The following is a 20,135-nucleotide window of genomic DNA, read 5'->3' on the forward strand; positions in this document are numbered from 1 at the left end:
TATAATTTTATAAGTGTGGATTATCTTTGTAATAATATGTATATACGCTTTTATAATAGCCTTTGGCATATTGGAACTTTTATTTTTTATACTTCCTGTTAAAAGCCTAAAAAACCCTTCCAAAGGAAAGCCCATAGACCCACCGGAGTTTTACATAAAATCTTTTGTGTTTCATATACATACAGAGTTTTCTTACGATTCTTTGGGAAAACCAGAAGATATAGAAACTGCAAGAAAAGAAGAAGCCATAGATTATGCAATCATCACAGATCATGAAAACACACATTACAAGTGCTTTGAAAACGATCACACCATAGTGGGTAAAGAACAAAAGATCACCACCGAAAAAGGTATAGTGGGAAGCCTTATAAGTGTAGAAGATCTAAAGGTAGTAGCACATCCTTTTAAGAAAAAATACATATGGAGACTTCCAAAGGAAGAAGATCTTGTGGTAGAGCTTATAGATCTTAGAGATGCCATCATAGCATCAAAATACAAAATGCTTTGGAGATATGTTGCATCTTTGATACCAAAGATATTTTTAGAAAAGCGCATATACAGGTTTTTTGCACCTGCTTTAACACCGGAGGTTTATATAAAAAAATACTTTGAGCAAAGTTGGAAAAATCCTGTAATAGGTGGACTTGATCATCATGTAAAAATATATGTAAGAGAAGTGGGTATTAGGCTTTTAATACCATCTTACAAATGGTCTTTTGGCATGCTTAGAAACTTTGTTTTTTCTAAAAGTAAGTTAGAAACGAAAAAAGATATAATAGAAAATATAAAAAAAGGAAACACCGTTATATCTTTTGTAGATAGACCCTCTTTTTTCTTTGAAAAAGAAAACCACATCCTGGCTTATCTTCCTTATGAAAACAGTTTCTCCATACTCTACGAAGAAGGTATACCAAAAAGCGCATTTTTAGGAGGTTACGCTTCTTTTAAAAAGCCCAAAAAACCATCTTTTGTAATAGCTTACTCTTATATGTTTAATATAAAAAACCTATACTTTGGGGTAAAACCGATAGCAATATCAAATATTATCTTACCCTAAGACTTCCCACTCTCTTTTTCTAAACTTAGTACCAAGCTCTAAAGCAAGTTTTTCTGTGGCATCTATATCAACGCCTGGGTATGTAACGGCGGTGGTTATCACTTCAAAACCAAGCTCTTTGACAGTTTTTATAAACTCTATAAGCAAAGAAAATGCATTTTTATAAGGGGGTCTACAGACTTCGTTGTAGGTGTTTTCATCGGGGGCGTTTAGGCTTATAGAAAAAGTATCCACTAAACCTCTTAAATTTTCTAAATCTTCTTTTTTACCAAAAGCCAAATACAAACCGTTTGTATCTACTCTAACCTTTGTGTTTGGGGATTTTGATTTTATATAAGAAGATACTTTTTTTACAACATCCATCCTAAGGGTTGGTTCTCCGTAGCCACAAAATACAATCTCATCATAAGCTTCTGGGTTTGGGATCTCTCTTATTATATCATCAGCCGAAGGATCTCTTCTTGTCCATACCCAATAGCCTTTTACCATAAAATTTCTATCTCTTTCCCTTTCACAAAATCTACAGTGAAGGTTACACTTGTTTGTGGGATTTATATAAAGCTTGTTGTTGATGACATATGTTATAGTATCTTTGTTTTTATCAAAACCTAAGTTAAAGCAAAGCTTAGCGTTGGCGCTGGTGGTTCTATCTATATCTTCAAGGCTAGAGTTTGGTATAAGTTCACTCATCACTTTGGCAGTATGCCATATAAAAGAAGGTTTATTTTTCTCACCTCTATGAGGCACCGGCGCTAACCAAGGACTATCTGTTTCTATAAGAAGCCTATAAGTAGGAGTTTTGGATATCACTTCCCTTAAGCTTTGGGCATTTTTAAAGGTTATGTTGCCTGAATAAGATATATAAAACCCAAGCTCTACACCTTTTCTCATAAACTCTAAAGAACCACTAAAACAATGAAGCACCCCACCTATATTTTGATGAGATTCTAACACCTTTATAGTATCTTCCTCTGCATCCCTTGAGTGTATCACCACCGGAAGACCAAGTTTTTTAGCAAGCTCAAGCTGAATATTAAAATACTCTATCTGCTTATTCTTTAGATCTTTTGATCTATAGTAATCTAAACCTATCTCCCCTATAGCTTTTACTTTTTTATTGGATTTGGCAAGATCTTCAAGCCAAAGTATATCTTTTTCTGTGATATCAGCTACATCGTTTGGGTGAAAACCCACAGCACAATACACCTTATCGTATTTTGAAGCTATATTTATAGCGTTTTCACAGGTTTTTTTATCAAAACCTATAGTTATAAGATACTCCAAAGACTCATCGTTTATAGCCTCTTCAAAATGCTCTTTCTCCAACAAATCTAAATGACAATGCGTATCTATCATATACTAAAAGCTATATACAAAATAAAATTAGGGTATGAAGTTTGTAATATCTTCAAAATAGTTTTCTTGCAGCTTTTGATATACACTCTTGAGTCATAGGGTGCTGATCTTGATACTCTACCAAATCTCTTGCGGTGGCTCCAAGTTTTATAGCAAGCCCAAGATGGGATACCAACTGCTCTGCATCTATGCCCACTATAGATGCACCTACAAGTTTTAAGCTTTTAGCATCGAAAAATAGCTTTAATTCACCTTCTTCAGAGTATATTTCGGCTCTTGAATCCTCTTTCAAATCAAAAGACGTTTCTACTATATCCATATTTAGACTTTCAGCCTTTTCTTTGGTAATACCTACAAAAGCCATAGCTGGTATGGTAAAAACGGTAAACGGAACGTTCTCAAAATCAGCGTAATCAATTGGTGTATTGTTTGCCATAATATTGTAAGCACAAACGATAGATTGTCTTGTAGCTGTATGAAAAAGAGGAATTTTACCGTTCACATCACCAGAGGCATATATATGAGGTATATTTGTCTGGCAAGCTCTATTTACCTCTATAGCTTTTGAGATTTTCAAAAATTTATCCGCTCCCTCTGGTATAATGGGTTTTCTACCCACCGCCATAAGCACTTCATCCACTTCTATAGATTTTACAGTATCATCTTGTTTGTAATAAACGACTTTTTTCTTATCTTTTAAACCTATCTCTTGGACCTCCACCGATGTAAATATCTTTATGTTTTTAGGAAGGTATTTTAAAAGGGTTTGAGTAGCGTATTTATCTATGCCAGCTAAAACTCTATCAAGCTTTTCAAATATATAAACGTTAGAACCCAAATTGGCAAAATAAAAGGCCGTTTCTAATCCTATGTATCCACCACCCACTATAGCAAACTCTTTAGGCATATAAGTGAGGTTTGGATTTAGTTTATATATATCTGTGCTTGTTATAGCATACTCTTTTCCTTTTATAGGTGGAACAAACACATCAGCCCCAGAGGCTATTATGATGTATTTTGCTTTTATAGTTTCCTCTCCTTTGTCAGACTCTACCACAACGGTGTGTTCATCTTTAAAACGAGCTACACCTTTCATAAGTTTTAAGTTTTTAAAAGCCTTTAATTCTTCTTCGTGGAGTTTGTACCTTATATTTTGAACCTCATCTTTTTTAGCTATTATATCTTTATAATCTATATCGATATCTTTTTTACTAAAAGCCTTAAACCTAAGGTAAGTATGTATTTGTTCCCTTATAGCCTTTGAAGGTACACAGCCTTCGGCCAGACAATTGCCACTCATCACCCCTTTTTTATCTACCATTAATACGCTAAAACCTGCTTTAGCAAGCCTAAAAGCTCCAGGATAAGCCCCTCCGCCAGCACCAATTGTTAGCACATCCACTTCTATCATGATATTATTATATGCTTAAAATATAAATTTTTTGTTAATTTATCTAATTATCTTTGCTTTTGTTATAAGATTTCCTATCACGCCAAAAGTAGTGTATTCAAATGTCCCCTGGGGACAATCGTATTCCCATTTTGCCATCCTAAGGGGTACTCTAAGAAGAAGCTTCTTAGTACATGCATTTACATTTTGAATAAAGTAAGATGCTGGGGCTAAGTTTCTTTGGGCTTTTGCTATTACCTCTTGAACGTTGCCGTTGGGGTCTGTTTTTACATAATATGTAAATGTTTTACCTTGGATTTTCATATATGGAGTAGATATATTAGCTTTATTTACTATTTTAGTATTTGCTTCAGTTGGTAAAGGTTGACCTATAAATATATACATACATCACCTCCTTTAATTATGGATTGATAGATATATCTTGTACAAAACCTTGATTGTTCAATATCCAAACGTATGTGTGTCTTAGCATCTCAGATAGTCCAAAATCTTCATAACCTACGGTTTGATAAGATCCACTATCTAACGTCAGACCTGTCATCAGATTAGGAGGGTTAAAATTACAAAGATTTGAAGAAGAAGGCTCTGTCGTGAAAGCCGTATTGTAAAGATTCTTAGTGTTTTGATAGGGGATTTGGTAGCTTATATTATAACCGCCATTTAAAAGAGAAGATATAGAACAGTTGTTTTCATCAGATGATGAAAAACGGGGTATTTCTGTGGTAAAGACCTCTGTGGTTAAAAAGTTTAAGTTAGAACCTGTATCAAAGAACGAAGCATCTGCTGTAAAAGAAGGGTTTGATGAAGTATAAGAAGGAAATATAGCTGTAGCGGAAGGCAAACCTGCTGAATAATCTATTGTATAAGGTATAAGAGTGCTACTATTTCCATTGTACACACCAAAGCTTATCTGCCCTATCGGTGTATTTGGAGAAACGTTTGCATAAAAAGTGTTTGATAGAGGATAGAAACTTATAGTATAAGAGTTTATGCCGTACTGTCTTTCAAGATAAGTAGGGTAAGAAAGTCCAGCAAGATAAGAACCAGAAGAGTTTGAGCCAAGAGCCATAATATTAAGCGAGGAGTCTAACCCAAAATCCCCTTGGGCTTCCCCAAAGCTAGGAAAGGCATTTCCTGAAAAACTAACACCTATTGGCATCACTACACAAGTATTTGTTATATTTGGATTTAGACACACAGTAGCGCTTGCCATAGTCCCTGAGTAAGTAGAACCATCAGCAAACGTCCCAGAAAACGAATAAGATGTAAGATCAGAACTTGGGATATTGATAGCAGAGATATTAACTATCAGACCAGAAGCTCCAGTATCAGCTAGTAGTTGAACAGGAGACCCATCTATATAAACTGTGATAATAGGCTCGTTGTAATAATCTGTACCAGCGTAAATATATGTTGCCATTGAAGAGGGTAGAGGTGTTGATGAGCTACTACCTCCACCTCCTCCGCCACAAGAGGCTAAGCCAATAGAAAGTGCTCCAATAAGTATGCCGTTTAATAAAAGCTCTTTTGATAAATTAAACTTTTTCACGTTGCTAACCCTTCATTTTTCTATATACCAAAGCTTATAAAGTCTACATACTCTTTAAGATGAGAAGATACGTTTGTTTGGTTTATGAGAGTGAAAATGGTATTTTTATAATCTTGTATAAGTTTTAAAAGAGGTTTTTCACCTAAAACAACGTATGCCCCGTCTTTATCGTAATAATCATCGGTTAGTTGAAATAATACGCCTATATTGTGTCCAAGCTTTTCGTATAAAGAAAAATCTACACCTTTTAATATCGATGGTATGACCAAAGAGGTTTTTATAAGGGCGGCGGTTTTTAAAGAGGCCACTTTGAGAAAATCCTTTTCACCTTTTATATCATACACTTGACCTGCTACCATACCCTCTATACCTGCATTTTTAGAGACATAGTTTACCACCTTAGCGAGGTTTTTGGGATTTTTATATAGGCTTTCGTTTGATAATATATCAAAAGCTAAGCTAAGAAGACCATCTCCTGCCAAAAGGGCGATATCTTGACCAAATATCTTATGGCATGTGGGTTTGCCTCTTCTTTCATCGTCGTTGTCAAGCTCTGGCATATCATCGTGAATAAGGGAGTAGTTGTGGATAAACTCTACAGCGCACCCAAGGGTTATAGCATCTTCTTCGTCTAAATCACAAGCATAACCCCCTATTACACACAAGACGGGTCTTATGCGTTTACCCTCTTGAAATACATAATAAGCCATCGCATCGTACAAAACCTTTGGCTCAAAAGGCGTTAGAAGCTCTCTTAGTCTTTTTTCTATCTTTGGTCTTAAATCATCAAAAATCATTGCTTTATATCAAGCCTATGGGCTCTTCCAATTAGTTCTTTGAAATGTTTTAGGTTTTTAGCATCCAAATGATTTTTTATACCTTCTATCACATCCAAAGGGCTCAAAGGCTTATAAAAGTTTGCAGTACCAATTTGCACAGCGCTAGCCCCTGCCAATATATGCTCTAAAGCGTCTACATATGTACTAATCCCACCAACGCCTATTATAGGTATAGCCTTGCCGTATTTTTCATAGGTTTGCCATATCATCCTAACGGCTATTGGAAGTATGGCAGGACCAGAAAGCCCACCGGTTTTTGTGGCAAGGAAAGGCCTTTCGTTGTATATATCTATTTTCATGCCTATAAGCGTATTTATAAGCACAATCCCGTCGGCTTTTGCCTCTATGCATATTTTTGCAAATTCTGTGATATCTGTCACGTTTGGAGAGAGCTTTACAAGAAGTGGTTTTTTGGCAAAAGATTTTATCTTTTCTATCAAAGATCTTAAAACTACTGGGTCTTGACCAAAGACCACACCACCCTTTTTTACGTTTGGGCAGGATACATTTAACTCGTAGGCAGAGATCTTTGGCACATCTTCCAAAATCCTTATTACCTCTATATACTCTTCTTCGGTTTCTCCAAATACGTTTGCTATAAAATGCGTATCTATATCTTTTATAACTGGATATATTTTTTTAATAAAAGCCTCAACACCAGGATTTTGAAGTCCTATTGAGTTTAGCATACCGCAAGGGGTTTCTGCAATCCTTGGCATTGGGTTTCCTTCTCTTGGCCTTAAAGAAAGTCCTTTTGTTACCACTGCCCCCAGTTTTGATATATCGTATATATCGGCTCCTTCAACACCGTATCCAAAAGTCCCAGAAGCCACCCATACAGGGTTTTTAAACTTTATACCAAAAAGCTCTATCCCTAACTTATCCATTCTTATTTATTTTAGCACTTTTCTCTGCTGCTATTATTACGTCTAAAGTAGTTTTTGTGCTTTTATCTTCAAGCTCTAAAATATCTAAACTTCTCAAAACTATATTTACAAACATATCAATATCAACGCTTTTAGAAAATAAATAAATATTTCACCTACTATAATAAATATATTAGCATCATCATTTCTACATATCTCCCAGTATTTTCTTCACGCTTTCTTTTATGGATTTTGATATACCAAGTTTCTTAAGCTTTTCATCGTCAGATTTTATAAAATCGTAAAGGCTGTCAAAATGTCTATATATAATTTCTTTTTTTACCTTGCCAACGCCTTTTATCTTTGAAAGAGTATCTTTTATAAACTCTTTTGAACGGAGGTTTCTATTGTAGGTGATGGCAAAGCGGTGTGCTTCATCTCTTAAAAGCCCAAATACCCTATAAAGAGCTTGGTGGTTTTTAATTGGGATTTCAAGCCCGTCTTCTGTATAAATGATTTCTTCTTTTTTGGCCAAAGAACAAATGTATATGTTTAATAAAAACTTTTCCTTTACCTCAATACCCATTGAAAGCTGACCCTTACCCCCATCTATAAGCCACATGTCAGGAGTTTGGTCCTCTTTTGATACTATCCTTTTTGCCCTTCTTGATAGGACTTCTTTTAACGATGCAAAATCATCTATGTAATCTACGGTTTTTATCCTATACCTTCTATATTTTGATTTGTTTAGACTGCCATCTTCCCATACCACCATAGAGCCTACGGTATATTGACCTTGAAAGTGGCTTATATCAAAGCATTCTATCAATTTTGGGGCCTTTCTTCCAAAAAGCTTGTAAAACTCACTTTCAAACTCTTTGGTGTCTGGTTTTAAAACTACGTTTTTCTCTATTATCTTTAAAAGCGGTTTTGGAATGTTGTTTGAAAACGCTACGTCTTTTCGTTTTGATTTTATAAAAAGCCTAAAATTTTCAGTTAGCTCAAAGTTTGCCACAATTTTTTTGGGTACTATATTTGACATATAATATGTACCAAGCATCTCTTCGTAATTTATAATAAGTTCTTTGTTTAAACGAAACTCCTTATGAGCTACAAGGCGTTTGTTTCTTATTATAAAAAGCCATAAACTATAACCCTCCAAATAAAACACATCAACCTCTTCTATATCGTATAAAAACACCCCTTGCCCATCCACTATATTTTGAAGCACAAGCACCTGATCTCTTAAAAATGCCGCTTTTTCAAAAGCAAGATTTGAAGCGTATTGCTCTATCTTTTCATAAAGAGTAGGAAGCACGTCTTTTACGTTGCCAGACAAAAACGCTTTTGCAGATTTTACACTTATAGCGTAGTCTTCTTTGGATATTAGGTTGGCGCAAGGACCAGAACAAAGCCCAAGATGATAATCCATACAAGGGGTAGGTCTTTTTGGCATTTCCTCACAAGTTCTTAATCTAAAAGTAGCATGTATAAGCTTTTTTATCTTTAAAGCTTTGTTTATATTTAAAAACGGTCCAAAAGCTTCTCCTTTCTCGGAAGTGTCTCTGGTGATTTTAACAGTGGGATATTCATCATCGGTAAGAAGTATAACAGGGTAGCCACTGCCATGTTTTAAAAGCACGTTGTATTTTGGCTTGTGAGTCCTTATAAGATCCATCTCCAAAAGAAGAGCTTCGTATTCGTTTCTTGTTACTATCCATTCAAGCTCCTTAGAATGATTAAATATATTAGCTTCTTTTTTAGATTGCTCTCTTTCTTTTAGATGCTGAAGCAATCTCTTTTTTATATTTATAGCTTTACCTATATAAATATAATGTTTTTGGTTTTTAAAGATATAAACACCTGGTTCTTCCGGGGCTTTTTCTATAAGCGCTACGATATCCATAATCTTATAATATAGTTATATAAACTTTACCATTCAAGCACTATCCTAAAAATGCCGTTTTCGTATTTGGCTTTTACAGATATACCATTTCTCTCACACAACGTTTTTACTATGTAAAGCCCAAGACCCAAACCTTCTTTTGACTCATCTTCTCTGTAAAAAAGCTCAAAGAGCCTTGAAGTATCTTTTATAGGCTCGCTTGGATTTTCCACCACAAGCTTAGAAGAGGATATTTTTACGTTTATAAAACCATTTTCTTTGTTGTATTTTATAGCGTTGTCAAAGATGTTTTCTATTATCATGGAAATATCCACAGGGTCTCCATATACTTTAAGGGTTGTATTCTCTTCAAGATTTACAGCGATGTTTTTTGATTCTAAGGAATCTTCAAGGGCATCCAACGCATCTTCTACAAAGGCGTTTATATTTAAAAGAGTTTCTTGGCTTGGTTTTGATATAAAAATAGACTTCACACGTCCTATGGTATCTTCAATGCGAGATATGGCCTCTTTAGCCCTTTTATCTTTTATATCAGAAAGCTTTAAAATACTAAGAGGTGTGTTTATGGCGTGCATGCTTCCTTTTAGGACTATATCGAGCTTCTGGGTGTAATCTTCTATAGGTTTTAAGAAAATCCCAGAAAACCAGTAAGAAATCCCAAAAACCACCATCGTAAGCCCAAAAAACACCAAACTTGCGTAAAATATAATACGTTTTTCAGATTCAACGATGTCTTCCACTGATGCTTTTAAGAAAACGGTGTATATTTTGCCGTTGTATTCAAATCTATCCTTTAGCCTGATGGCTCTTTTGTCGTCTTTGTCAAGGTTATCTGCGCTGTAATAAACTTTGTTTTGGGATTTTATGAGTATACTAAATCCAGGTGGTAGGCTAAAACGCTTATGCTCTACAGCTTTTAAAAGAGCTATCTTAGCAAGTTCTTCAGAACGGTTCTTTATAATTTCCTCGGCGTATCCAACGTATAAATTGTAAGTTATATAGTAAAAAAATCCCATCAAAAAGATAAATATGAAAGAATTTAAAAGTGCAAACTTTAATCTGGCGTTTATAAAAATATTTCTAAACAAGTCTGTAGCCAAGTCCTGGCACGTTTCTTATAAGGTCCTTATTTTCTTCTTTTAAAAGTTTTCTTAAAAGCTTAAGATGGGTCCTAATAGAATCTTGACTGGGAGCTTCCGCCATATCCCAACAGTTTTGCATAAGCATTTCATAAGATACCAGTTTTCCAGCTTTTAATATAAGAGTTTCCAATATGCAGGCAAGTTTTCTAGTAAGTTCTTTCTCTTCTCCATCTACTATAAGAACTTTTCTATCCATATCGTAAAGGACATTTTCTCTTAGCTTTACAACGCTTCCTTTTATGTTGTGCTTTCTTCTTATTACAGCTTTAATACGAAGGATAAGCTCTTCTACACTAAAGGGCTTTGTGATATAATCGTCCGCTAAGCACTCCTCAAAACCTTTTGTTTTGGTGGATAAATCTGCTATGGCACTTATAAATATAATAGAAGCCTCTTTGTTTAACTCCCTTATTTCTTTACATAGATTTATACCGCTATCTTTTCCAAGCATGATATCAAGGCATATCACATCAAACTCTTCGGCTTTTAGATACAAAAGAGCATCTTGAGCGTTATCAGCACCTTCACACAAAAAGCCGTTTTCTTTTAACTTTTTGCACAAAAGCTCTAAAAGCGTCTTATCGTCTTCTACCACAAGGACTTTCATAGATAAGTGGCTTCAGAAAGTTTTTTAGCTTCTTCTTTTAACCCTTCCAAGCCTTCTTTTTTTAGGCTTTTAACAAAATGACTACCCACCACCACACCATCCACATAAGGCTTTAAACTATCGATATGCTCCTTGCTTGATATACCAAAACCAAGAACTATGGGCTTATGACAATGTTTTCTATAGTTGGTGGTATATTCTTTTATGCTTTCTATGGGCAGTATATCCCTCGCCCCTGTAATACCTGTAACAGATACCATGTAAACAAAATCTGTGGACATCTTACAAACGCTTTGGATCCTGTTGTTTTTAAAAGAAGTGGGAGCCAAAAGCATCACAAGACTAAGAGATCTTTGCTCTAAGGCATCTTTTACACCTTGAGCTTCTTCTGCTGGTAAATCAGGTATTATAAAACCATCTATACCAGACTCTTTTGCCTCTTTAAAAAATTTATCAAGACCCATCTTATATATAGGGTTAAAGTATGTCATAAGTAAAAAAGGTTTATCTTGATGTTTTTGTTTTAAGCTTTTAGAAAGATCAAATATATCTTTATGGGTTATACCGTTCCGAAGGGCTATAGTGTGAGCCTCTTGAATAGTGGGTCCATCTGCTACAGGATCTGAAAAAGGAAAACCTATCTCTATCATATCAGAGCCGTTTTCTAAGAGTATATCAAAGGCTTTGTAAGAAGTTTCCAAATCTGGGTATCCAGCCACCATGTAAGAAAGCAATGCTATTTTATTTTTTTGTTTTAAAAGCCCAAAAACCTCTGATATATTCATTTTAACTCCGTAATCTCCTTCTCCTTTGAAGAGGATAGGTTTGATATCTCATCTATATAATGGTCTGTGATTTTCTGAAGCTTATCGAGGGCTCTTTTTATCTCATCTTCAGATATACCTTCTAAAGACTCTATCATCTCTTTTGCATCTCTTCTTATATTTCTTATAGCCACTTTTGCTTCTTCGGTGGTTTTGTGTAGAAGCTTCACAAGTTCTTTACGCCTTTCTTGAGTAAGGGGTGGAAGCGTAATGCGAAGGGTGTTTCCTTGTCTTGCCGGGTTTAAAGAAAGCTGTTCCATTATAGCCTTTTCGATGGGTGATATAGCGTTTTGGTCCCACACTTGAATGAGTATTTGGTTTGGCTCTGGCACGCTTACATTACCCACTTGTTTAATAGGCACTCTAGAGCCGTAATACTCTATCTTGATGTCCTCCACCAGCGATGTAGAAGCTCTTCCTGTCCTAAAACCTGCCAACTCACTCTTAAAATGGTTTATACTCTTTTTCATGCTCTCTTCAGCTTCTTCTAAGATATCCTCTATCATATTATCTATTATAAATCAAAAGCCTATAATTTTTATGAAATTTTGATATAATAATAAATTATTAACTTTGAGAGGTAAAGCTATGGGTAGCAAAAACGCAGCAAGATTACAAGATTTGATGCTAAACCAAATAAGAAAGTCTAAGGTAAAAGTGTCTATATATCTTCTTAACGGCGTAAGGTTACAAGGGAAAGTTAGATCTTTTGATCTTTATACAATTCTCATAGAAGACGGCAAACAGCAAACCCTCGTGTACAAACACTCTATAACTACAATAATACCTGCCGAAAGGATAGACTTAAACTTCAACGAGATAGAAGAAGAAGAAGAAAACTACAACATATAGATTTCATCTCGATTTCACTTTTTTAGTTTATACTAATTTAATGGACTTAAATGTGCCAAAACATATAGCCATAATAATGGATGGCAACGGAAGATGGGCTCAAGAAAAAGGTAAAAATAGGTTTTATGGGCACTACGCTGGGGCTGATGCAGTAGAACCCGTTACATTAAAAGCCAAAGAGCTGGGAATTAGCTATATAACGCTCTTTGCTTTTTCAACAGAAAACTGGAAAAGACCAAAAGAGGAAATAGATGTTCTTTTTAAGCTTTTCAAAGAATACCTCATAAGAAAAGAAGAAAGCATATTAAAAAACGGCATAAAGATGAAATTTATAGGAAGAAAAGACAGAATACCAGAAGAACTTCTTCAATACATGGATAGCATAGAACAAAAAAGCGAAAAAAACGACGCTATAACCCTTACACTGGCTGTAGATTACGGTGGGTTAGACGATATCACAAGAGCGTTTAACAAACTGCTATCTCAAAAAAATCAAGTAACTCAAGAGGATATAAAAAAGGCTTTGGACACACATTTTCTACCGGCGGTGGATCTTCTAATAAGAACTGGCAACGAAAAAAGAATCTCCAACTTTTTGCTTTGGGATATAGCTTATGCTGAAATTTTCTTCTGCGAGAAATATTGGCCAGACTTTACACCAGAAGATCTTTGTATGATAGTGGAGGATTTTTCTAAAAGAAAAAGACGCTTTGGAGCAGTGCAACCAGTAGATATGATATAATAAGAAAATAAGGCGCGTAGCTCAGTTGGGAGAGCGCAGGCTCGACACGCCTGAGGTCAGGGGTTCGATCCCCCTCGTGCCTATTGATAGATAAAAAGGAGGAATCATGAGCAAAATAATAGACGTAAAAGCAAGAGAGGTACTAGATTCAAGGGGGAATCCTACCGTAGAAACAGAAGTTATATTAGAATCAGGAGCTAGCGGGATAGCTATAGTACCAAGCGGAGCTTCCACCGGTTCAAAAGAAGCTTTAGAGCTAAGGGACAAAGATGAAAGGTATATGGGAAAGGGTGTGTTAAAAGCCGTAGAAAACGTAAACAATGAAATAGCAAAAGCCGTCATAGGCCTTGATGCTTCTAGCCAAACGGAGTTAGACTTAACGCTTATAGAACTAGACGACACAGACAACAAATCAAATTTGGGAGCAAACGCAATACTCTCTGTAAGCATGGCTACAGCAAGAGCCATGGCCAACGAACTGGGTATACCTCTTTTTGCATATTTAGGGGGTATTTTTGCAAAAAAGTTACCTGTGCCTCTTATGAACATAATAAACGGCGGAGTGCATGCAGACAACCCTCTTAGTATACAAGAGTTTATGATAGTGCCTTATGGAGCCGAGACATTTTCTGATGCCCTTAGGATGGGAGCCGAGACATTTCACACTCTTAAAAGCTTGTTAAAAGAAAATGGTTTTGCCACCTGTGTAGGAGATGAAGGTGGTTTTGCACCAAACTTAGAATCCACCGAAAAAGCTATAGAGTTTATACTAAAAGCCATAGAAAAAGCAGGATATACACCCGGAGAAGATATCGCTATAGCTCTTGATTTTGCAGCATCGGAGTTTTACAAAGACGGTATATATACGATAGATGGCAATCAGTATGACAAAGAAGGTCTTCTTGATTTTTGTATAAAGCTTTTAGAAAACTATCCGATAATATCGTTAGAAGACCCAGCTTCAGAAGAAGACGAAGAAGGTTGGCAAATACTTACAGAAGAACTAAGCGATAGAGTACAGCTTGTGGGTGATGATTTGTTTGTTACAAACCCAAAAATCTTTTTAGAGGGCATAGGTAAAGGCATGGCAAACGCAATTCTTATAAAGCTAAACCAAATAGGCACTCTCACAGAAACCCTTGAAACTATAGCCATAGCAAAACAATACGGCTACAACACCATTATATCCCATAGGTCCGGAGAAACAGAAGATACCTTTATAGCTCATTTGGCCGTAGGTACAAACGCAGGACAGATAAAAACAGGTTCTTTATCAAGATCTGAAAGAATAGCCAAATACAACGAGCTTCTAAGAATAGAGGAGTATCTTGGCTACGGAGCTATGTATGCGTCAAAAGAAGAATTTTGGCCGTTCTTACAGTAACTTTATAACGCTTGGATTTTTCTCGCTGGCTATATTTTATACGATATGGAATATTTTTATAAGCTCTTCCAATATATTCTCACTTATAGCCCTTGAAAAATCCAATGCCCCTATAGAAGCTCTTTTAAAAAAAGAAGAGGATAGATATCAGTATCTTTATGCAAAAAAACAGCAAATAGATGAAAACCCCAACTTCTTTATGAAAAAGTTTGCCACAGAGTATATGCAGATGCAAAGGCCCAACGAAAAAATTGTAATACTTCCAAAAAGCTTATGGTTTAAAAAGCCAGAAGACGATACAAAAGATGAATCCTCAAAATAGTTTATCCAATCAATTGTTGGAATTTTTGCCTTTTCATATAAATCTATCAGGTATTATGTACGCAATTATTTTAGACACAATAATCTACTTTGCTACCATATGGGCTATCATATATATCTCTCACAAATACGACGCTATACACCTAAGAAAACCAGCTATTTTGAGCTATACTATGCTTAGTTTGTTCTTTATAAGCATTTTCAAGTTTGCGCTTTTATCTTTGGCTTTTATAGGTATAACATATTTATTATCAAACCTAATTTAAACCTATGCTAAAATATTTAAAATGGATAATTTGCATGGACTTACACAACAAGAGTATGAAACTATAAAATCCCTCATAGGCAGAGAGCCAAATGATATAGAGCTCGGTATATTTGGGGTTTTATGGTCTGAACATTGTTCTTATAAAAGCTCAAAACCCCTTCTTAAGAAATTTCCAACAGAAGCTCCTTATGTGGTTCAAGGGCCTGGCGAAAACGCTGGTGTTATAGAATTAGAAGATGCTTGGCTTGCTTTTAAGATAGAAAGCCACAATCATCCATCTTTTATAGACCCCTTCAACGGGGCTGCTACAGGAGTAGGGGGAATAATAAGAGATATAATGTCTATGGGTGCAAGGCCTATAGCGATACTTGACTCTCTTAGATTTGGAGAGAACTCCAAAAGGATCACCAAAGGGATAGTAAAGGGCATAAGCCACTATGGAAACTGTATAGGTATACCCACCGTTGGTGGTGAGACATTTTTTGATAACTGCTACGAAAAAAACCCTATTGTAAATGCTTTTTGCATAGGCGTAATGCCAAAAAATAGAATATACAAAGCAAGAGCCAATAAAGTAGGTCAAATACTTTTCCTCATAGGCTCATCCACCGGAAGAGACGGCATACATGGAGCTACGATGGCTAGTTCTCAGTTTGATGAAAAAGCTTTGAAAAAGCGTTCCAACGTCCAAATAGGCGATCCTTTTTACGGCAAAAAACTTTTAGAAGCTATAATGTATGTGGTAGAAAACCAATTGGTGGTGGGTATCCAAGATTTAGGAGCTGGGGGAATAGCTGGCGCTTGCTTTGAAGTAGCTTACAAATCAAATATGGGTGTTGATATAAACTTAGATGAAGTCCCGCTTAGGGAAAAAGATATGAACGCTTACGAAATACTCCTTTCAGAAAGCCAAGAAAGAATGCTTCTTATAGCCGAAAAAGAAAACTTACAAGAGCTAATAAACGTAGCAAACAAATTTCACCTTTCTTGGTGTGTGTTGGGAGAAACCACCACATCAAACACGGTAAACGTATATTTTAAAAATGAGAAAGTAGCATCTTTGGACTATAAAATAGTAACAGAAGGTGTGCCAAGTTGCTATATAGCACCTTCTAAGACATTTACACCATCCAAAGAAAAATTTTTGCCAGATAGAACAGATCTAAAAGAGTTATTTTTAAAGGTAATATCAAATCCAAACATAGCTTCAAAAGAGCATATATATACTCAATACGATTTTGAAGTGGGCACCAACACGGTCATAGGACCTTCAAGTGATGCGGCAGTTTTAAGGATAAAGTGGCCTTTAAGACCCGCCGTAAAATCAGATCAGGGAATAGCCATAAAAGCTGATGGAAACGCTTACTACATGGAAGCAGACCCTTACGAAGGGGCAAGATGGACTATAGCAGAATGCGCTAGAAACTTATCTTGCGTAGGAGCCAAAGCCCTTGCTTTTAGCGATTGTCTAAACTTTGGAAACCCAAAAAGAGAAGATGTGGCAATAAAGATGGAGTTTTGCGTAAGTGGTATGGCATCCGCTATGAAAGAGTTTGGCATCCCGGTAATAAGCGGTAACGTATCTTTATACAACGAAACCGTTGAAGGAAGCACCATCACAAACATTATGCCAACACCTGTGGTAGTGGGGGTTGGAGTTTTAGAAGATGTACATAAACACATGGATCACGGGTTTAAAAAACCCTCTAGTCTGTTCCTTATAGGAAATTTAAACCAAGAATACACTCTAAACGGTTCCCTTGTGCAGAAAATTTTAACTGGTGGCGTAAAAGGTGCTCTTACAAAAGTAGATATTGAAAAAGAAAAACTCTTATCTAAACTTCTTATAAGCCTAATACAAAAAGACCTAATACTATCAGCTCATGATGTATCGATGGGCGGTCTTATAGTAAATATATTCGAAAGTTTAGTAGATACAAGCTTGGGAGCCTACATAAGCCTTTATGTAGACGAAGAACCAACGATGTTTTTATTTGCAGAAAATCCCACAAGGGTAGTAGTAAGCGTAGACCAAGATTTAGAAGAACAGTTTAAGAGTGTAGTGGAAGAAACCAATCTCGATTGGATGCTCATAGGAAGCGTCATATCAGAAAAATCTTTTACCATAGAATACAACGGCAGAGAACTTATAAGATGTGATTTAGAAACAGTAAAATATATATGGAAAAACAGCCTAAAGGATTTCTTTTAATATACTTTATCACATTTTTAACGGTATTTATCTTGGATGAGATAACAAAAATAGAGATAAAAAGTATACTAAAACCAAACGAAAGCATAGATGTACTACCTATACTAAAAATAGTGCTTATATATAACACGGGCATTGCTTTTGGTATGCTATCTAGTTTGGGTGGTATGCTTAGAGTGTTGCTTTTGGAAGTCCTTCCGGTGATAGCCATATTTGTAAGTGGTTTTTATGCTTTTAAAAGCAAAGATACAAAAATTAGTATACTAATGGGTATGCTCTCAGGTGGGGCTTTCGGAAACTTGTTTGAAAGGGTGTATTATGGGAAGGTGACAGATTTCTTGTATTTCCATATAGGAAACCACTACTGGCCAGCTTTTAACGTGGCAGATAGCGCTGTGAGTTTATCCATAGCAGGGCTTATACTTCTTTCTTTAAAAGAGCGTGAGGGGTAATATGGCAAAGGTAAAAATATGCGGTATTACAAACTTAGAAGATGCCCTTTTAGCCCAAGAACTTGGAGCTGATTTTTTAGGTTTTATACTATATCCTAAAAGCCAAAGATACATAAATTTAGAAGAGGCTATTAAAATAAAAAAGCATTTAAAAATACCAGCAGTGGGAGTAATAGTGAATGAGCCTTTAAACACAGTAAAAGAGCTTCTTAATTATTTTGATTTTGCCCAGCTTCATGGAGATGAGGATTGCACTTACAGTATATCAAATAGGATTATAAAGGTGTTTAGAGTGAAAGATAGACTACCAGATATAGAAAAATGCTGGGATGAAAATCTTATACTTTTTGATACGTTATCAGATAAATATGGAGGCACTGGTAAAAGCTTTGATTGGAACATATTAAAAACTTTGAAAAGGGATTTTTTTGTATCTGGGGGTCTAAACGAAGAAAACGTTCAACACTTAAAAGATATAAAACCCTATGCTGTTGATGTGGCCTCTGGGGTTGAAGAAAAACCAGGTAAAAAAAATCCTGATAAATTAGAAAAATTTATAAAAAGGGCTAAAGCTTTATGAAAATGGCAATTTTTGTATCTGGAAGAGGATCAAATTTAGAAGCTATACTAAAAGCCAAAAACAAAGGGTTTTTAAACTCAGAGTTTATCGTCATATCAAACAACAAAAACGCAAAAGCCATAGATATAGCAAAGTCTTACAACACAGATGTATTTTATTTTGAGCCAAAGCCAAAATATGCGTTTGAAGAAAACGCTTTAAAGCTTTTAAAAGAAAAGAACATAGACTTTATCGTACTAGCGGGGTTTATGGCTATTCTTTCTGAGGGCTTTATAAAAGCCTATCCACAAAAGATAATAAACATACACCCCTCTTTGCTACCAGCTTTTAAAGGAATAGATGTGCACAAAAGAGTTATAGAATCTGGTGTTAAGTTTAGCGGTACCACCGTGCATTTTGTAACAGAGGATATAGACGCTGGTTGCATAATTGCCCAAGCGGTTACGCCCATAGACCAAGAAGACACTGAATATATATTAGAACAAAAAGTCCTAAGCTTAGAACATAAGCTATTACCCCAAGTAATAAAATGGATAGAACAAGGTAGGGTGTTTATAAAAGATAAAAAAGCCTACGTAAAAAACGCAAAATACAACTGCTATCCTTTTAATCCTTGTTTAGAGATAGAAATTTAGCCACTATAAAAATAATATATTAAAGCTGTGCTTAGAAATATGCTAAAATAAAAACATGAAGACATTAAAAATAGCTGTTTTAAAAGGTGATGGTATAGGTCCTGAGATTGTGGATAGTGCTTTAGAAGTACTAGATAGCTTAGCTTCAAAATATAACTTCCAATATGAAACAAAAGAAGGCCTAATAGGTGGTATAGCTATAGATAAAACAGGCAATCCTCTTCCAGAAGAAACTGTGCAAACATGCAAAGAATCGGATGCAGTGCTGCTTGGGGCTGTAGGTGGGCCAAAGTGGGACGATCTGCCAACAGACAAAAAACCAGAAAAAGGACTTCTTGGCATAAGAAAAGCCTTAGACCTTTATGCAAACTTAAGACCCGCCAAAGTTTTTGACGCTCTCATAGAAAGCTCACCTTTAAAAGAATCCGTGGTAAAAGGCACAGATTTGATGGTGGTAAGAGAACTTTCTTCCGATGTGTATTACGGAGAGCCAAGAGGTATAACAACACTTGAAAACGGCGAAAGATACGGCTTTAACACAATGGGTTATAAAGAATCAGAAATAAGAAGGGTGGTAAAAAAAGCTTTTGAGATAGCAAGACAAAGAAGAAAAAAACTCACCAGCGTTGATAAAGCAAATGTTTTGGAAGTCTCTGGGCTTTGGAGAGATATAGTAAACGAAGAACACGGAAATTATCAGGATGTAGAATTAGAGCATCTTTATGTGGATAACTGCGCTATGCAACTTGTAAATAGACCTTATTCTTTTGATACCATAGTAACTGGCAACATCTTTGGAGATATACTATCTGATGAAGCTGGTGTTATACAAGGAAGTCTTGGTATGCTTCCTTCAGCATCGTTAGGAGATAAATATGCTCTTTACGAACCAATACACGGTTCTGCTCCTGATATAGCAGGTAAAGGCATAGCAAATCCTATAGCCACTATACTTTCTGTGGCAATGATGTTTAAATATTCTTTTAAGATGGACGATGTGGCAAAAGCTATAGAAGATGCAGTTGACAAAGCATTGGCTCAAGGGTATAGAACCCAAGATATATATAGAGGAGAGGGTATTAAGGTAAACACAAAAGAAATGACCAAGAAAGTTATAGAAAACCTTTAGGAG

General features: G+C 35.7%; 23 protein-coding genes and 1 tRNA gene. 12 read left to right on the forward strand and 12 right to left on the reverse strand.

Annotated features, from left to right (window positions below; translation table 11 throughout):
- The first annotated feature begins 13 nt into the window (after positions 1-13).
- The gene (locus HY04AAS1_RS06240; RefSeq protein WP_012514279.1) at positions 14-1,057 is read left to right on the forward strand and encodes a PHP domain-containing protein; all 1,044 of its coding nucleotides are present in this window, start codon (positions 14-16) and stop codon (positions 1,055-1,057) included.
- Here HY04AAS1_RS06240 and HY04AAS1_RS06245 read toward each other — a convergent pair.
- The 12 genes from HY04AAS1_RS06245 to frr form a co-directional block, all read right to left on the reverse strand.
- On the reverse strand, positions 1,049-2,413 hold the full coding sequence (locus HY04AAS1_RS06245; protein WP_012514280.1) for a YchF/TatD family DNA exonuclease: 1,365 nt from the start codon (positions 2,411-2,413) through the stop codon (positions 1,049-1,051). The two genes, HY04AAS1_RS06240 and HY04AAS1_RS06245, sit on opposite strands and share 9 nt — an antisense overlap.
- A 52-nt stretch (positions 2,414-2,465) precedes the next feature.
- On the reverse strand, positions 2,466-3,824 hold the full coding sequence (locus tag HY04AAS1_RS06250; protein WP_012514281.1) for a dihydrolipoyl dehydrogenase: 1,359 nt from the start codon (positions 3,822-3,824) through the stop codon (positions 2,466-2,468).
- Positions 3,825-3,863: 39 nt separating this feature from the next.
- Positions 3,864-4,208 (reverse strand): hypothetical protein, encoded by a 345-nt coding sequence (locus HY04AAS1_RS06255; protein WP_012514282.1) that lies wholly within the window; start codon positions 4,206-4,208, stop codon positions 3,864-3,866.
- A gap of 16 nt (positions 4,209-4,224) precedes the next feature.
- Entirely contained in the window at positions 4,225-5,373 is a 1,149-nt protein-coding gene (locus HY04AAS1_RS06260; protein WP_012514283.1) for a hypothetical protein, read from the reverse strand.
- A gap of 20 nt (positions 5,374-5,393) precedes the next feature.
- Positions 5,394-6,170 carry a polyprenyl synthetase family protein gene (locus HY04AAS1_RS06265; protein WP_012514284.1) on the reverse strand — a complete coding sequence of 259 codons (777 nt, stop codon included), beginning with the start codon at positions 6,168-6,170 and terminating at the stop codon, positions 5,394-5,396.
- Complete coding sequence (locus HY04AAS1_RS06270) at positions 6,167-7,099, reverse strand: dihydroorotate dehydrogenase (protein WP_012514285.1); 933 nt, start codon at positions 7,097-7,099, stop codon at positions 6,167-6,169. The genes HY04AAS1_RS06265 and HY04AAS1_RS06270 overlap by 4 nt, the downstream gene beginning before the upstream one ends.
- Positions 7,092-7,214: a hypothetical protein gene (locus tag HY04AAS1_RS08550; protein WP_012514286.1), complete on the reverse strand. Its 123-nt coding sequence runs from the start codon at positions 7,212-7,214 to the stop codon at positions 7,092-7,094. The genes HY04AAS1_RS06270 and HY04AAS1_RS08550 overlap by 8 nt, the downstream gene beginning before the upstream one ends.
- A gap of 72 nt (positions 7,215-7,286) precedes the next feature.
- Positions 7,287-8,984, reverse strand: coding sequence for an excinuclease ABC subunit UvrC (uvrC, locus tag HY04AAS1_RS06275; protein ID WP_012514287.1), 1,698 nt, complete (start codon positions 8,982-8,984; stop codon positions 7,287-7,289).
- A 26-nt stretch (positions 8,985-9,010) separates the two neighbouring features.
- Positions 9,011-10,084 carry a HAMP domain-containing sensor histidine kinase gene (locus HY04AAS1_RS06280; RefSeq protein ID WP_041308070.1) on the reverse strand — a complete coding sequence of 358 codons (1,074 nt, stop codon included), beginning with the start codon at positions 10,082-10,084 and terminating at the stop codon, positions 9,011-9,013.
- Positions 10,065-10,733, reverse strand: coding sequence for a response regulator transcription factor (locus HY04AAS1_RS06285; RefSeq protein ID WP_012514289.1), 669 nt, complete (start codon positions 10,731-10,733; stop codon positions 10,065-10,067). The genes HY04AAS1_RS06280 and HY04AAS1_RS06285 overlap by 20 nt, the downstream gene beginning before the upstream one ends.
- Positions 10,730-11,518, reverse strand: coding sequence for a tryptophan synthase subunit alpha (gene trpA / locus HY04AAS1_RS06290; RefSeq protein WP_012514290.1), 789 nt, complete (start codon positions 11,516-11,518; stop codon positions 10,730-10,732). Before trpA ends, HY04AAS1_RS06285 begins: the two co-directional genes overlap by 4 nt.
- Positions 11,515-12,063 carry a ribosome recycling factor gene (gene frr / locus HY04AAS1_RS06295; protein ID WP_012514291.1) on the reverse strand — a complete coding sequence of 183 codons (549 nt, stop codon included), beginning with the start codon at positions 12,061-12,063 and terminating at the stop codon, positions 11,515-11,517. The genes trpA and frr overlap by 4 nt, the downstream gene beginning before the upstream one ends.
- A gap of 82 nt (positions 12,064-12,145) precedes the next feature.
- On the opposite strand from frr, the gene hfq reads away from it, so the two are divergent.
- The 11 genes from hfq to leuB all read left to right on the forward strand — a co-directional run bounded on the left by hfq (position 12,146) and on the right by leuB (position 20,132).
- On the forward strand, positions 12,146-12,409 hold the full coding sequence (gene hfq, locus HY04AAS1_RS06300) for an RNA chaperone Hfq (protein WP_012514292.1): 264 nt from the start codon (positions 12,146-12,148) through the stop codon (positions 12,407-12,409).
- 40 nt (positions 12,410-12,449) lie between these two features.
- Positions 12,450-13,151 carry a polyprenyl diphosphate synthase gene (gene uppS, locus HY04AAS1_RS06305; RefSeq protein WP_012514293.1) on the forward strand — a complete coding sequence of 234 codons (702 nt, stop codon included), beginning with the start codon at positions 12,450-12,452 and terminating at the stop codon, positions 13,149-13,151.
- Positions 13,152-13,161: 10 nt separating this feature from the next.
- Positions 13,162-13,234, forward strand: a tRNA-Val gene (locus HY04AAS1_RS06310).
- 23 nt (positions 13,235-13,257) lie between these two features.
- Positions 13,258-14,535, forward strand: coding sequence for a phosphopyruvate hydratase (gene eno, locus HY04AAS1_RS06315; protein ID WP_012514294.1), 1,278 nt, complete (start codon positions 13,258-13,260; stop codon positions 14,533-14,535).
- Complete coding sequence (locus HY04AAS1_RS06320; protein WP_012514295.1) at positions 14,498-14,857, forward strand: hypothetical protein; 360 nt, start codon at positions 14,498-14,500, stop codon at positions 14,855-14,857. Before eno ends, HY04AAS1_RS06320 begins: the two co-directional genes overlap by 38 nt.
- Positions 14,858-14,912: 55 nt before the next feature.
- The gene (locus HY04AAS1_RS06325; protein WP_337954068.1) at positions 14,913-15,122 is read left to right on the forward strand and encodes a hypothetical protein; all 210 of its coding nucleotides are present in this window, start codon (positions 14,913-14,915) and stop codon (positions 15,120-15,122) included.
- Positions 15,123-15,143: 21 nt separating this feature from the next.
- Positions 15,144-17,336, forward strand: a complete 2,193-nt coding sequence (gene purL, locus HY04AAS1_RS06330; RefSeq protein ID WP_012514297.1) for a phosphoribosylformylglycinamidine synthase subunit PurL — start codon at positions 15,144-15,146, stop codon at positions 17,334-17,336.
- Positions 17,306-17,788, forward strand: coding sequence for a signal peptidase II (lspA, locus tag HY04AAS1_RS06335; protein WP_012514298.1), 483 nt, complete (start codon positions 17,306-17,308; stop codon positions 17,786-17,788). Before purL ends, lspA begins: the two co-directional genes overlap by 31 nt.
- A 1-nt stretch (position 17,789) precedes the next feature.
- Positions 17,790-18,368 (forward strand): phosphoribosylanthranilate isomerase, encoded by a 579-nt coding sequence (locus tag HY04AAS1_RS06340; protein WP_012514299.1) that lies wholly within the window; start codon positions 17,790-17,792, stop codon positions 18,366-18,368.
- Positions 18,365-19,003: a phosphoribosylglycinamide formyltransferase gene (purN, locus tag HY04AAS1_RS06345; RefSeq protein ID WP_012514300.1), complete on the forward strand. Its 639-nt coding sequence runs from the start codon at positions 18,365-18,367 to the stop codon at positions 19,001-19,003. Before HY04AAS1_RS06340 ends, purN begins: the two co-directional genes overlap by 4 nt.
- Positions 19,004-19,058: 55 nt before the next feature.
- A complete protein-coding gene (gene leuB / locus HY04AAS1_RS06350; protein ID WP_012514301.1) occupies positions 19,059-20,132 on the forward strand; it encodes a 3-isopropylmalate dehydrogenase in 1,074 nt (357 codons plus the stop codon).
- Positions 20,133-20,135 lie beyond the last annotated feature (3 nt).

Origin of the sequence: Hydrogenobaculum sp. Y04AAS1, from assembly GCF_000020785.1 — a bacterium.
Taxonomy (GTDB): Bacteria; Aquificota; Aquificia; order Aquificales; family Aquificaceae; genus Hydrogenobaculum.